Annotated in this window: 14 protein-coding genes, 1 pseudogene and 1 riboswitch; of the genes and pseudogenes, 6 read left to right on the top strand and 9 right to left on the bottom strand. The window is 63.2% G+C overall.

The features are described from left to right. The 4 genes from QZ326_RS07240 to QZ326_RS07225 form a co-directional block, all read right to left on the bottom strand. Nucleotides 1–757, bottom strand: a 757-nt coding sequence (locus QZ326_RS07240) for a signal recognition particle protein (RefSeq protein WP_295743241.1), incomplete at its 3' end; no start/stop codon positions are given. A 3-nt stretch (nt 758–760) separates the two neighbouring features. Further along, complete coding sequence (gene ylxM, locus QZ326_RS07235; RefSeq protein ID WP_295743238.1) at nt 761–1,126, bottom strand: YlxM family DNA-binding protein; 366 nt, start codon at nt 1,124–1,126, stop codon at nt 761–763. 107 nt (nt 1,127–1,233) lie between these two features. After that, nucleotides 1,234–1,407, bottom strand: coding sequence for a hypothetical protein (locus QZ326_RS07230; RefSeq protein WP_295743235.1), 174 nt, complete (start codon nt 1,405–1,407; stop codon nt 1,234–1,236). A 75-nt stretch (nt 1,408–1,482) separates the two neighbouring features. Further along, nucleotides 1,483–2,058, bottom strand: coding sequence for a DNA-3-methyladenine glycosylase I (locus tag QZ326_RS07225; protein WP_295743233.1), 576 nt, complete (start codon nt 2,056–2,058; stop codon nt 1,483–1,485). A 91-nt stretch (nt 2,059–2,149) separates the two neighbouring features. On the opposite strand from QZ326_RS07225, the gene QZ326_RS07220 reads away from it, so the two are divergent. The 6 genes from QZ326_RS07220 (at nt 2,150) to QZ326_RS07195 (ending at nt 8,462) form a co-directional block, all read left to right on the top strand. Next, on the top strand, nt 2,150–3,127 hold the full coding sequence (locus tag QZ326_RS07220) for a dipeptidase (RefSeq protein WP_295743230.1): 978 nt from the start codon (nt 2,150–2,152) through the stop codon (nt 3,125–3,127). Nucleotides 3,128–3,224: 97 nt separating this feature from the next. Beyond that, complete coding sequence (locus QZ326_RS07215) at nt 3,225–4,493, top strand: EF-P 5-aminopentanol modification-associated protein YfmF (protein ID WP_295743226.1); 1,269 nt, start codon at nt 3,225–3,227, stop codon at nt 4,491–4,493. Then, nucleotides 4,490–5,755, top strand: coding sequence for an EF-P 5-aminopentanol modification-associated protein YfmH (locus QZ326_RS07210; RefSeq protein WP_295743220.1), 1,266 nt, complete (start codon nt 4,490–4,492; stop codon nt 5,753–5,755). Before QZ326_RS07215 ends, QZ326_RS07210 begins: the two co-directional genes overlap by 4 nt. A 26-nt stretch (nt 5,756–5,781) precedes the next feature. Next, complete coding sequence (gene lgt, locus QZ326_RS07205) at nt 5,782–6,792, top strand: prolipoprotein diacylglyceryl transferase (RefSeq protein WP_295743219.1); 1,011 nt, start codon at nt 5,782–5,784, stop codon at nt 6,790–6,792. Next, on the top strand, nt 6,776–7,615 hold the full coding sequence (folD, locus tag QZ326_RS07200; RefSeq protein ID WP_295743216.1) for a bifunctional methylenetetrahydrofolate dehydrogenase/methenyltetrahydrofolate cyclohydrolase FolD: 840 nt from the start codon (nt 6,776–6,778) through the stop codon (nt 7,613–7,615). The genes lgt and folD overlap by 17 nt, the downstream gene beginning before the upstream one ends. A gap of 13 nt (nt 7,616–7,628) precedes the next feature. Then, nucleotides 7,629–8,462, top strand: coding sequence for a deoxyribonuclease IV (locus QZ326_RS07195; protein WP_295743213.1), 834 nt, complete (start codon nt 7,629–7,631; stop codon nt 8,460–8,462). 40 nt (nt 8,463–8,502) lie between these two features. On the opposite strand, the gene thiD is transcribed toward QZ326_RS07195, so the two are convergent. The 5 genes and pseudogenes from thiD to ygeW all read right to left on the bottom strand — a co-directional run. Next, on the bottom strand, nt 8,503–9,309 hold the full coding sequence (thiD, locus tag QZ326_RS07190) for a bifunctional hydroxymethylpyrimidine kinase/phosphomethylpyrimidine kinase (protein ID WP_295743243.1): 807 nt from the start codon (nt 9,307–9,309) through the stop codon (nt 8,503–8,505). 51 nt (nt 9,310–9,360) lie between these two features. Next, nucleotides 9,361–9,960, bottom strand: a pseudogene (thiE, locus tag QZ326_RS07185) (thiamine phosphate synthase); the annotation flags it as partial. A 52-nt stretch (nt 9,961–10,012) separates the two neighbouring features. Continuing rightward, nucleotides 10,013–10,116, bottom strand: a riboswitch (TPP riboswitch). 99 nt (nt 10,117–10,215) lie between these two features. After that, complete coding sequence (locus tag QZ326_RS07180) at nt 10,216–10,710, bottom strand: adenylate kinase (RefSeq protein WP_295743211.1); 495 nt, start codon at nt 10,708–10,710, stop codon at nt 10,216–10,218. A 473-nt stretch (nt 10,711–11,183) separates the two neighbouring features. Beyond that, entirely contained in the window at nt 11,184–12,125 is a 942-nt protein-coding gene (gene arcC, locus QZ326_RS07175) for a carbamate kinase (protein ID WP_295743209.1), read from the bottom strand. 79 nt (nt 12,126–12,204) lie between these two features. Then, the coding region (gene ygeW / locus QZ326_RS07170) for a knotted carbamoyltransferase YgeW (RefSeq protein ID WP_295743207.1) at nt 12,205–13,193 on the bottom strand (989 nt) is incomplete at its 5' end.

Here is a 13,193-nt window from a genome sequence, read left to right as displayed (position 1 = left end):
CGCCGTCCAGCTTGGTGAGAATCACGCCGTCGATGCCCAGGGCCTCGTCAAAGGCGCTGGCGGCGTTCACCGCGTCCTGGCCGGTCATGGCGTCAACGACCAGTAAAATCTCGTTGGGATGGACGGCGGCCTTCATCCGCTTGAGCTCGTCCATCAGCTCCTCGTCCACGTGGAGGCGGCCGGCGGTGTCCAAAAATACCATGTCGCTGCCGTGGTCCCGGGCGTGGCGGATGGCGTTTTGGGCGATCTCCACCGGGTCCCCACGGCCCTGCTCAAAAACCGGCAGGTCCAGCTGTCCGCCCACCACCTTCAGCTGCTCAATGGCGGCGGGGCGGTACACGTCGCAGGCGGCAAGCAGCGGGCGCTTTTGCAGCTGCTTTCGCATCAAACCGCCCAGCTTTGCCGTGGTGGTGGTCTTGCCCGCGCCCTGGAGGCCCACCATCATCACCACCGTGGGCCCGTTATTGGCCATGGCGATCTTGGCGTTGGCGCCACCCATGAGCTTCGTGAGCTCATCGCTCACAATCTTCACCACCTGCTGGGCGGGAGTGAGGCTGTCCAGCACGTCGGTTCCCACGGCCCGCTCCGTGACGGAAGCCACAAAGTCCTTGACCACCTTGTAGCTCACATCCGCCTCCAACAGGGCCAGGCGAACCTCCCGCATGGCCTCCCGGACATCGTTCTCCGTCAGGCGGCCTTTGCCCCGCAGCCGCTTAAATGTGGCGTTCAGTTTTTCAGTCAGTCCCTCAAATGCCATGGCTCAGTCCTCTAAGGCGGCGGCCTCGGCGAGGATGCGCTCCGCCAGCTCGGCAAGGCGGGCGTCCTCGTGGCGCCGGAGATTGATGGTTTTGATTTCGCCGGCGGCGGCGGAGATGGCCTCCAGATGGGGCCGGCGGGCTTCAAACCGCTTGATGATCCCCGTCTTGTCCTCGATCTCCTGCATGGAGGCCTCCGCCCGGACAATCACGTCCCGGACGCCCTGCCGGGAGATGCCCGCGTTCTCCGCAATCTCCGCCAGGGACAGGTCCTCGTTGTAGTAGAGGTCGAAGAACTCCCTCTGCCGGTCGGTCAGCAGCTCGCCGTAGAAGTCGTAGAGCATGGTCATGCGGTAGGTCTGGTTCTTCACGGGAGCCGCCTCCTTCTCTGTAAAGTTTTGCGCCTTTACAATATGGAATAGTTTACAGGACTCCGGCGGAAAAGTCAAGGGGGAAATCTGCGGACAGGCAAATTTTTTCAGGCAGGGTACACCCTGACGCAGTCCGCCAGCTCTGCCCGGGGCCTGGGGGAGGCGTAAATCTCCACCGGCCGGGACAGATCATTGTCCAGAAAGCGCTCCCGCCGCAGGAGCTCCAGCACGGATGCCGTGGCGGCGGCAGCGCGGAGGGTGACGGTGCATCGGTTCGGCATTGCGGCAGCCTCCCTTTCTGTTTTGCGCATGTCCGGTCTCCGGAAAAGACAGCGGGCTTTGGACGCGCGGCGCACTCATTCGGCGCCTCTCCCCGGCGCACCGTCCTTCCTGTGCAGAAAACACCCCGGCTCGTGGGAATCAATCACGCCGGCAGCCTGCAAATATGCGTAGACAATGGTGGTGCCCACAAAGGTCATGCCGCGTTTCTTCAAGTCCGCCGACACCCGGTCCGACAGGGGAGAGCTGGCCTTTCCCATCTCACGGACCACCTGCCCGTCCGTAAAGTGCCAGATGTAGCGGGCAAAGGAGCCCCATTCCGCCTGGATCTCCAGAAAAACTTTGGCGTTTTGGACGGCGGCGGCGATCTTCCGCCGGTTCCGGACGATGGCCTTGTCCTCCAGCAGGGCGGCGGTCTTCTCCTCACCGTAGGCCGCAACCCTCTCCGGATGAAAGCCGCCGAAGGCGGCGCGGAATGCCTCCCGCTTGTTCAGAATCGTCTCCCAGGAGAGCCCCGCCTGGAAGGACTCCAGAATCAGCAGCTCAAAGAGCTTCCCGTCCTCATGCTGGGGCACGCCCCACTCCCGGTCATGGTACGCAACATACAGCGGGTTGTTCAGATTGCACCACCCGCAGCGGCAGATTGTCTCCATACGCACTCCTCCCTTGACTTCGCCGTTTGTTACGGGTAGTATACGATAAAAACCCATTTCTGTCCACCCATGTGCCGAAAGGAGTCCTATCATGTATTTTGACGCCCACTCCGACCTGCTGTACGATGTCACCCGCCGCCGTTTGACGGGGGAGGAGCATGTATTGGAAAAATACCACCTGGACCGCCTCCGCCGCGGCGGCGTGGAGGGCCTGGTGCTGGCCTTTTGGTATGGCGAGGGGCAGGGCCAGACCTTCTGGAAGGACATACCAGGAGCAGACAGTGGCAACGCCCGGCTGGACATCATGCTGGACTGCGCCCGGGCGGAGCTGGACCAATGTACGCAGATCCGGACGGTCCGCACAGTCCGGGAGGCAGAGGAGGCCCGGGCCGCCGGGAAGCTCTACGCCTTTTTGGGGATTGAAGGCATGGCTGCCTTTGGGGCGGACATTGGGGGCATTGACCGCTGCTATGAAGCCGGCGTACGGCTGGGGATGCTGACCTGGAACGGGGAGAACGCCCTGGCCACCGGGGCCGGAGGCGATTCCCAAAAGAGGCTGACCCCCGCGGGGCGGGCGGCAGTCCGCCGGATGCGGGAGCTCCATATGCTGGCGGACGTATCCCACCTGAACGACGGCGGCTTTTGGGACGTGATAGACCTGGCCGGCGGGCCCGTCATCGCCTCCCACTCCAACTGCCGTGCGCTTTGTGATGTCCGCCGGAACCTGACGGACGAACAGCTGCGGGCCGTCCGGGACACCGGCGGCGTAGTGGGGCTGAACGTCTATCACGGCTTCGTCCACGCCGAGGCGGAGAAGCAGACGGCGGAAATGCTGGCACGCCATGCCGCCCACATGGCGGATGTCATGGGAGTGGAGCACGTAGGCTGCGGCTTCGACTTCTGCGAGTTCATGGGTCCCCCGGACAACAACGGCGCGGCGGGACTGGAGGATGCCTCCCAAATCGGAAACCTCTTCTGTTGGCTGGAGAAGCTGGGTATGAGCCCCAGGGAGCGGGAGCTGATTGCCCGGGAAAACTTCCTGCGGGTGTTCCGCCAGGTGCTGGGATAGTGGAATAATTTTTTGCATTTGGAAGAAAGAATTTGAATTTCCATATGAGATATACTATAATGTAAGCTGTATTGTTGTCTACAAAGGAGCTGAGACCTTGGAAGTCACCAGAACGAAACTCGCCGGGGGGGTGTATCTCACCTTCCATCCGGCACAGAAATTCAAGACCAGCCTGCTCTCCGCCCAGTTTGTCACGCCCCTGCGGTGGGAGACGGCCTCCGCCTGCGCCCTGCTGCCCGCCCTGCTGCGGCGGGGCACTGTGAGCTGTCCGGACATGGGAACCCTGTCCGCCCGGCTGGATACGCTCTACGGCGCCCGGATCGACTGCACGGTACGCAAGAAGGGCGAAAACCAGTGCACAGGATTTGTGGCCAGCCTCATCGACGACCACTACGCCCCCGGCGGCGAGCGGCTGCTGGAGCCGGTGGCCGCCCTTCTGGGAGAGCTGGTGTGCGACCCCGTGACGGAGCGGGGCCGCTTTGTCCCCGCCTATTTTGACAGCGAGAAGGCCAACCTCATCGACGCCATCCGCAGCATCTTAAATGACAAGCGGGAGTACGCCGACAGCCGCCTCCTGCGGGAGATGTGCGCCGGAGAGGCCTACGGCATCCCCCGCCTGGGGGACGACAAGAGCGCCGAGCGCATTCAGCCCCAGAAGCTGTACAGCCTGTACCGGGAGCTGATCGGCTCTGCCCGGCTGGAGCTCTTTTACAGCGGCAGCGCCAGCCGGGAGCGGGTGGAGCAGGCCCTCCGCACCGCCTTTGCCGCCCTGCCCCGGGAGGATGTCCGGGACACCGCCCCGGCGGCTGCCCATCCTGCCCGGGAAACACCCCACAGCGTCTCGGAGGAACTGGATGTGACCCAGGGAAAGCTGGGCATGGGCTTGGCCTGCGGCAGCAGCGACCACACGGCCCTGCTGGTGGGCAACACCCTCTTCGGCGGCAGCAGCAATTCCAAGCTTTTTTTGAATGTGCGGGAGAAACTGTCCCTCTGCTACTACGCCTCCTCCGTGTACCACCGGCAGAAGGGAATCATCACCGTCTCCTCCGGCATCGAGTTTGAGAACTACCAGAGGGCCTATGACGAGATTATGGCCCAGCTCCGGGCCGTGCAGGAGGGCCGGCTGGAGGACTGGGAGCTGGAGGGCGCCCGGAGCACTCTCCTCAACGCCTACGCCTCCATGGGGGACTCCCAGGGCAAGCTGGAGAACTTTTACCTGGGCCAGGCGGCCACCGGGAACCACGAGACGCCGGAGGATCTGGCGGCAGCGGTGCGGGAGGTCACGCCGGAGCGTATTTTCAGCGCCATGAAAACCGTGTCCCTGGACACGGTGTACTTCCTGCGGGGAAAGGAGGCGGCGGAATGAACCAGAGCTTTTACAAGCGCTTGGGCGAGTCCGTCCACCGGGAGACGCTGCCCAACGGCCTTCAGATCTGCGTGGTGCCAAAGCCGGGTTACGCCAAGAAGTACGCCTTCTTCGCCACCCGCTACGGCGGGATGGACACCCGCTTCTGTTTGGGCGGAAACTGGCTGGACACCCCGGCGGGCATCGCCCACTACCTGGAGCACAAAATGTTCGACACTAAGGAGGGCAACGCCCTCCAGGAACTGGCCAAAAACGGCGCGGAGCCCAACGCCTTTACCGCCAACGCCATGACCGGCTACTACTTCAGCTCCACGGAGCACTTTGAGGAGAACCTGGAGATTTTGCTGTCCTTCGTCTCCATCCCCTACTTCACCGAGGAGAGCGTGGCCAAGGAGCAGGGCATCATCGGCCAGGAAATCCGCATGATCGAGGACGACCCGGACTGGCAGCTCTACGCCCGGATGATGCGGGCGCTGTACAGCCGCAGCACCGCCGCCGTTCCCATCGCCGGCACAGTGGAGAGCATCTCCCACATCACGGCGGAGACACTGTACGACTGCCACCGGGCCTTTTATACCCCCACAAATATGATTTTGACCGTGGTGGGGGACGTGGACCCCGTCCACATCGCGGACCTCGCCCGCCGCATCCTGCCCCGGGAGGGGGGACCGGAGATCCCCCGGGACTACGGCCAGGAGCCGGAGGCCGTGGCCGAAAGAGAGACCAGCCTTGCCATGGAGGTCTCCGTCCCCCAGTTTTTGACGGCCTTCAAGTGCCGCCCGCCCCGGGAGGGGGAGGACTTTTTCCGCACGTCCCTCCTGGGCGGCATGGCCTGCGACATCCTGCTGGGGGACTCCAGCCCGCTGTACCTGCGGCTGTATGACCAGGGGCTTATCAACTCCAGCTTCGGCGGCGATTTCGAGCAGCTCCCCGGAGCCGCCTGTCTCTATGCCGGCGGCGACAGCAAGGACGCGAGAAAAGTGGCTGATGAGATTCGGAAGGAGGCCCGCCGCCTGGCGGAGGGGGGCATTGACGAGGATTTCTACCAGCAGGTGCGCCGGGCCGCCTTCGGCTCCAGCCTGCGGGGACTGAACTCCTTTGAAAACATCGCCGTCTCCCTGACGGAGGGGTACTTCCACGGCTACGATCCCTTCCGCTTCCCCCAGGTGTTTGAGACCATTACCAAGGACGACATCGCGGCCTTTCTGGGCGAGAACGCCACAGAGGAACGGGCGGTGCTGTCGGAGATCGTACCCAGGTAAACCCGAGACAGAGAAAGGAGTCTGCATTGACCGCGTTAAAAGATATGCCCATCAGCTTTCCCGGCCTCTTCGGAGACTGGGAGTTCAACCCCGATCCCATCGCCCTGCACATCGGCCACGGCATCTACTGGTACGGGATCATTCTGGCCTTTGCCATGCTCATGGGACTGCTCCTGTGCATGAAGCAGGCGGGGCGCTTCGGCCTGAAAGAGGACCATGTGCTGGACATGGTCCTCTGGGGGGTGCCCTGCTGCGTGCTGGGCTCCCGCATTTACTACGTCATTTTCTACCTGGATCTGTACCGCAGAGCGGACGGCAGCCTGGACTGGGGCCGCATGATCGCCATCTGGGACGGGGGCCTTGCCATCTACGGCACGGTGATCGCCGGGGCGCTGCTGGCCTTCTTCTACACCCGGCACAAGAAACTGAAGCTGGGCGCGTTGACGGACCTGTGCGTCATGGGACTGCTGCTGGGCCAGATTATCGGCCGCTGGGCCAACTTCATCAACCGGGAGGCCTTCGGAGGACTGACGGACCTGCCCTGGAGAATGCGCCTGTGGGTCAGCTCCTATCAGTACATTGAGGTCCATCCCACTTTTCTCTACGAGAGCCTGTGGAACCTTGCGGGACTGCTGCTGATGCTGTTTGTTGTCACTAAGGGCCGCCGGTTTGATGGAGAGAACACGTGGTTCTATTTTCTGTGGTACGGCCTGGGCCGCACCTGGGTGGAGGGCCTGCGGACCGACAGCCTCTATCTCTTTGGCTGGACCTTTATGGGTCAGCCCATCCGGGTCTCCCAGGCCCTGAGCCTGGTGATGGCGGCGGTGGCGGCGGCCATGCTCTTTTACCACATCCGCGTCAAAAAGTGCTCCGGGGAGGACCTGCTGGTGAACCGGCTGGCCCGGCATCAGGCGGAGGAAGCTGCCAAAACGGCCCCGGCAGCAGGGACAGAGGCCGCAGAAGCCATTCCGGAGACGCCGGAGCGCGCTGAGGCGCCTGAGACGGAGGAGGACGAGCCCCATGGCGGTGAGAATTGACGGAAAGGCCCTGGCGGCCAAGGTAAAAAGTCAGGTGGCGGAGGAGGCCGCAAAGCTCCCCCGAAAGCCGGGTCTTGCGGTGGTACTGGTGGGGGAGGACCCCGCCTCCCAGGTCTACGTGGCCGGCAAGGAGCGGGACTGCGCCGAATGCGGCATCGAGAGTTTCGGGCACCGCCTCAGCGCGGAAACCACCGAGCCGGAGCTGCTGGACCTGATCCGGCGGCTCAACGGCGACCCCCGGGTGGACGGAATCCTGGTGCAGCTGCCCCTCCCCAAACACCTCAGCGAGGAGACGGTCATCAACGCCATTTCCCCGGACAAGGACGTGGACTGCTTCCACCCCTTCAACGTGGGGCGGATGGTCATCGGGGACCCGGTGTTTCTCCCCTGCACCCCGGCGGGTGTCATGGAGATGCTGGACGAGTACGAGATCCCAATTCGGGGAAAGCGGTGCGTGGTGCTGGGCCGGAGCAACATCGTAGGCAAGCCCATGGCGGCCCTTCTCACCCAGCGGGACGGCACCGTCACCATCTGCCACTCCCGCACGGAGGACATGGCCCAATACGCCCGGGAGGCGGACATCCTGGTCTCCGCCGTGGGGCGGATGGGCCTTGTCACGGCGGACATGGTGAAGGAGGGCGCCGTGGTCGTCGACGTGGCCATGAACCGGGACGGAGACGGCAGGCTCTGCGGCGATGCGGACTTTGCCGCCGTAGAGCCGAAGGCGTCCTACATCACCCCCGTCCCCGGCGGCGTGGGCCCCATGACCCGGGCCATGCTGATGCGCAACATTCTCACCGCCGCGGCTCTTCACCAGGCGTAAAGGGGGGGGGCGTATGCTGCATATCGGATGCCACCTGTCCTCCTCCAGGGGATTTGCCGCCATGGGACGGCAGGCGCTGGAGCTGGGGGCGGACACCTTTCAGTTTTTTACCCGCAACCCCCGGGGGAGCCGGGCCAAGGGCCTGGATCCCGCTGACGCGGCGGCTCTGGTGAGCCTGATGGAGGAGCACCGCTTTGCCCCCATCATTGCCCACGCCCCCTATACCCTGAATCTCTGCAGCGCGGAGGAGCGGAACCGGGAATTCGCCCGGGAGACCATGGCCGACGACCTGCGGCGGCTGGAGTTCTTGCCGGGGCAATACTACAACTTCCACCCCGGCAGCCACGTGGGCCAGGGGACAGAAGCCGGCATTGAGCTCATTGCCCAAGGCCTCAACGCCATCCTGACGCCGGAGCTGCACACCACGGTTCTCCTGGAGACCATGGCCGGCAAGGGCAGCGAGGTGGGCGGCCGGTTTGAGGAGCTGCGGGCCATTCTGGACCGGGTGGAGCTCTCGGACAAAATGGGCGTGTGCCTTGACACCTGCCACGTCTCCGACGGGGGATACGACATCATCCGCGACCTGGACGGCGTATTGGCGGAGTTTGACCGCTGTATCGGTCTGAACCGGCTCAAGGCCATTCACCTCAACGACAGCAAAAATCCCCCCGGCAGCCATAAGGACCGCCATGCCTGCATCGGCGAGGGAGAGATCGGCCTGGAGGCCCTGGCCCGGGTGGTGCGCCATCCGGCGCTGCGGCACCTGCCCTTCTGTCTGGAGACGCCCAATGAGCTGCCGGGCTACCGGCAGGAAATTGCCCTGATGAGGGAACAGTCCAAATCATAAAACAGCGCCCCGGCGGAATGATCCGCCGGGGCGCTGTTCGTCAATCTGCCGTTTTCCGATACGCAGGCTTAATATCAAAAGCGTGGTTCATGGGGCCGGGGCCGCGGCCCAAATCCAGCATAGCTCCCAGCGCACCGGAGAGATATGTCTTGGCCCGCTCCACGGCCTCCGCCAGACCGTACCCCTTGGCCAGGTTGGAAGCAATGGCGCTGGAAAGGGTACAGCCAGTGCCGTGGGTGTTGGGGTTGTCGATGCGGCGGCCCCGGAACCACTGGCCTCCCCCCCCCTGCCACAGCAGGTCGTTGGCGTCGTTAAGGTTATGTCCGCCCTTGCACAGCACAGCGCAGCCGTAGCTGTCATAGATTGCCCGGGCGGCATCCTCCATGTCCTGCACGCTCTGAATTTTTCTGCCGGACAGCAGCTCCGCCTCCGGGATGTTGGGGGTGATGACCGCGGCCATGGGCAGCAGGCGGGCTTTCAGCGCCTCCACCGCGTCCTCTGAGATCAGCCGGTCCCCGGAGGTAGCCACCATCACCGGGTCTACCACAAGATTTTTCGTCCCATACGCACTCAGCTTGTCGGCGATGACCTCGATCAGAGCGGTACTGGACACCATGCCCGTCTTCACGGCATCGGGGAAGATGTCGGTAAACACACAGTCCAGCTGCTCTCCTAAAAACGCCGGCGTGCACTCCACGATGCTCTTCACCCCGGTGGTGTTCTGGGCCACCAGGGCCGTGACAGCGCTCATGGCGAAGACGCCGTTGGCAGTCATGGTCTTAATGTCCGCCTGAATACCGGCGCCGCCAGTGGGGTCGGTACCGGCAATGGTCAATGCTGTTTTCACAGGCCAGTCCTCCTCCGCGATTTTGTCACAAAGCTGCCGCAGCTCTGACGCCGCGTCCCGCACATTCGGCTGGGCAAACAGGGCGGACACCACTGCCGCGCCGTCCAGGCCGCAGTTTTTCAGCTCTAAAATATTGTCCCGGGTAATGCCGCCAATGGCCACCACCGGGATATCCACTGCTGCCGTAATGGCCCGGATCGTCTCCCGGGAGATGGGCCGGGCGTCGGCCTTGGTGCCGCTGATGAAAGCCGCCCCCACACCCAGGTAGTCGGCCCCCGCCGCTTGGGCCCGCAGGGCCTCCTCCACATTGTGTGCGGAGACACCCAGAATCCTGTCCGGTCCCAGCGCCCGGCGGGCGGAGCCCGCTTCCAGGTCCTCCTGGCCCAGGTGAACGCCGTCCGCCCCGGATTTCAGGGCGATCTCCACACTGTCGTTAATGATGCTGACGGCCCCCTTCCGGCGGCACAGGGCCGCAAACTGCTCCGCCTCCGCCAGAAAGGCGGCCTGATCCAGGTGCTTTTCCCGCAGCTGGACGACGGACGCGCCGCCGTTGATGGCGTCCTCGATCTGGCGGAAGAGGGCGTCCCTGTCCGCCGCCCAGGCCCGGTCGGTGACGGCGTAGAGCCGTAGCTGTTCTCCGGTAATGTTCATGCTGGCATCCTCCCATAAAAATACGCGGATATGCAGCGTATGGCATATCCGCGGTTTTCCGCGCCTATTTCCCTACGTTGGCATGATCCAAATCAGGTCCCGGGTCGAAGCGATGCTTCCTCTCAGCCCGCACGGCGGACTCCCCTTTTTTACGCTGTTTATCATACACGGTTTTTCCCGGCTTTGCAAGTGTTCTCTTCGGACTGCGTCTAAAAAACGCAAAAGCCTCCCCTTTGTCCGGCCGGCAGGGCCCCGTCATCCCCGGAGTGTCTGCAAATAGTCATCCGCCTCTTCTCTTGATCTGAAAATAATGACATTCCTCTTTTCCCGGTACTCTTCCGTCAGCTGGTATATCTGCGGCAGCTGCGTCTTGGGAAAATCCACGATCCACTGCCGGAACTCCTCATCAAGTCCAGTCTCAACCCACGGCATGTCCTCCCGCGCCGTTCCAACGCGGGATTTCGCCCCCGCAAGGCAGGCCTCCGGCGGAATATCCAGCAGAAACACCGTATCGCACGCCTCCAGGCGGTGTCTCAGCGTCCGCTGATAATTTCCGTCAATGATCCACCGGTCCTTTTGGACAATCTCCAGCAGCTGCCGGTCAAACTCCTCCCTGGAGATATTGGAGCGGTCCGGTCTGTGCCACAGCATATCCAGATAGTACAGCGGGATACCTGTCACATCCCGCAATTTTCGCGCGAAGGTACTCTTTCCCGCGCCGGGACTGCCGATCACCAAGCTCTTCAACACCGCTCTTCTCCCCCTGCTTTCCGCCGGTTTTCCAAATCATATCATCAAACAACCTGAAAAGAATCAGAGTTCTTTCAAGCGTTGCGGCGTACACGCCGCAGCAGTCCGCATTCAGCGGCCCTGGTTTGGATTTCATAGTCAAATCCAGCGTGTCTCACACACAGGCGGGTAAGGCCTGCCCGGAAAATAGCTTTGCTGTTTTTCAAGTTATTTGACTATACCACATCCGCCTGCCGCGCAACCGCTCCGCATGACAGAAAGTGTCCGCCCGCGCATTTTATCATCCGGGATTTTTGCTTTGCGGCCGCGGCTTTGCAGGGGCGGGGCTCTGTCCCCGCCCGTTTCCCGAAAGCGCCAGGTTTCCGGCGGACGGGCCGGGACTGAGCCCGGCCCCTACATAAAATCTGCGAAGCAGACACTCCCGCGTGACAAACGGGGAGCGGATGATCCGCTCCCCGTTCCGGTCTTAAATGTTACAGCGAAATGGAGGTGCCGGTCTCCCCGGCGATGCCGGCCTTGGCCTTCTCCAGCAGGGTGATAAGAGCCGTGCGGCCGGGCTTGGACTCGGCAAATTTCACCGCCGCCTCCACCTTGGGCAGCATGCTGCCCGGGGCGAACTGGCCTTCCGCGGCGTACTGCCGGGCCTTCTCCGGGGTCAAATGGTCCAGCCACTTCTGGTCCGGCTTTCCAAAATTGACGGCCACCTTCTCCACGGCGGTGAGGATGATCAGCACGTCGGCGTTCAGCTCCTCCGCCAGCACCTCGCTGGCGAAGTCCTTGTCGATCACCGCCGCCGCGCCCTTGAGGTGGTGCCCCTCGGTCTTGAAGACGGGGATGCCGCCTCCGCCGCAGGCCACCACGATGTGGTCGCTCTCCACCAGGGCCTGGATGGTGTCCAGCTCGATGACGGACACAGGCTTGGGGGAGGCCACCACACGGCGCCAGCCCCGGCCGGAATCCTCCGTCACATCATAGCCCCGCTCTGCCACCATGCGCTTGGCCTCTTCCTCGGTCATGAAAGCGCCGATGGGCTTGGTGGGGTTCCGGAACGCAGGGTCCTGGGGGTCCACCTCCACCTGGGTGAGGACGGTGGCCACGCCCTTTTGGATATCCCGGTCCAGCAGCTCCTCCCGCAGGGCGTTCTGGAGGTCATAGCCGATGTAGCCCTGGCTCATGGCAACGCACACGGACAGGGGGCAGGGGATATACTTTTCCGGATTGGAGCGGGTGAGCTCGGCCATGGCCTTCTGGATCATGCCCACTTGGGGGCCGTTTCCGTGGGCCACGATCACCTCGTTGCCACCCTCGATCAGGTCGGCGATGGCCCGGGCGGTCTGCTTTACCGCCGCCATCTGCTCCGGCAGGTTATTGCCCAGGGCATTGCCGCCCAGGGCCACTACGATACGTTTACCCATGATTGGTGTAACCTCTTCCAAAAATAATCAGTCATTCCCGGCGCCCGCAGGAGCAAGGAAGGAGGACGCAGTCCCCTCTTTAAAATGCCTTCCGGGCCTTTCCGCCGTCCATAGCCATCAGCGCGGCCACAGGGTCCTTCACCTTGCTCATCATAATCATGGCGGCGATGACATAGGGCTTGTAGCTGGCCTCCTTGTACAGGGGCACAAGATACCGGTCGAACACGGAGTTGTCCACCTCGCCCTCGGGGCAGCTGAGGCCGGTGATATCGGCGGGCAGGCAGTGGAGATACAGTGCCTTGCCGTCCTTGGTGCGCTTCATCATGTCCTCGGTGCAGGACCAGTTCTTGTGCGGGGCGTTCTGGGCCAGAAGCTTTTTCTCCAGCTGGTCGATGCCCGCCTGGTCGCCGGCCTGGTAGAGCTTTGTGCGCTCCTCCATGGCGGCGAAAGGCGCCCAGCTCTTGGGATAGACAATGTCGGCGCCGTCAAAGGCCTCCTCCATGGTGGCCACCTTCTTGTAGCTTCCTCCGGTGGCGGCGGCGTTCTTCTTGGCAATCTCCTCCACCTCGGGCATCACGTCATAGCCCTCGGGATGGGCCAGCACCACGTCCATGCCGAAGCGGGTCATGAGGCCGATGACGCCCTGGGGAACGGAGAGGGGCTTGCCGTAGGAGGGGGAGTAGGCCCAGGTCATGGCGATTTTCTTGCCCTTGAGGTTCTCCACGCCGCCGAACTGGTGGATGATGTGGAGCATGTCGGCCATGCACTGGGTGGGGTGGTCCACGTCGCACTGGAGGTTCACCAGGGTGGGCTGCTGCTCCAGGATGCCGTCCCGGTAGCCCTCTTTCACAGCGTCCATGAAAGTCTTCTGGTACTTGTGGCCCTCGCCGATGAACATGTCGTCCCGGATGCCGATGACGTCGGCCATGAAGGAGACCATGTTGGCGGTCTCACGGACGGTCTCGCCGTGGGCGATCTGGCTCTTCTTCTCGTCCAGGTCCTGGACATTCAGCCCCAGCAGGTTGCAGGCGGAGGCGAAGGAGAAGCGGGTCCGGGTGGAGTTGTCCC

Source organism: uncultured Oscillibacter sp., from assembly GCF_910587525.1.
Taxonomy (GTDB): Bacteria; Bacillota; Clostridia; order Oscillospirales; family Oscillospiraceae; genus Oscillibacter.
Note: the sequence above shows the minus strand (reverse complement) of the source record. Positions and strands in the feature narration are given on the sequence as shown.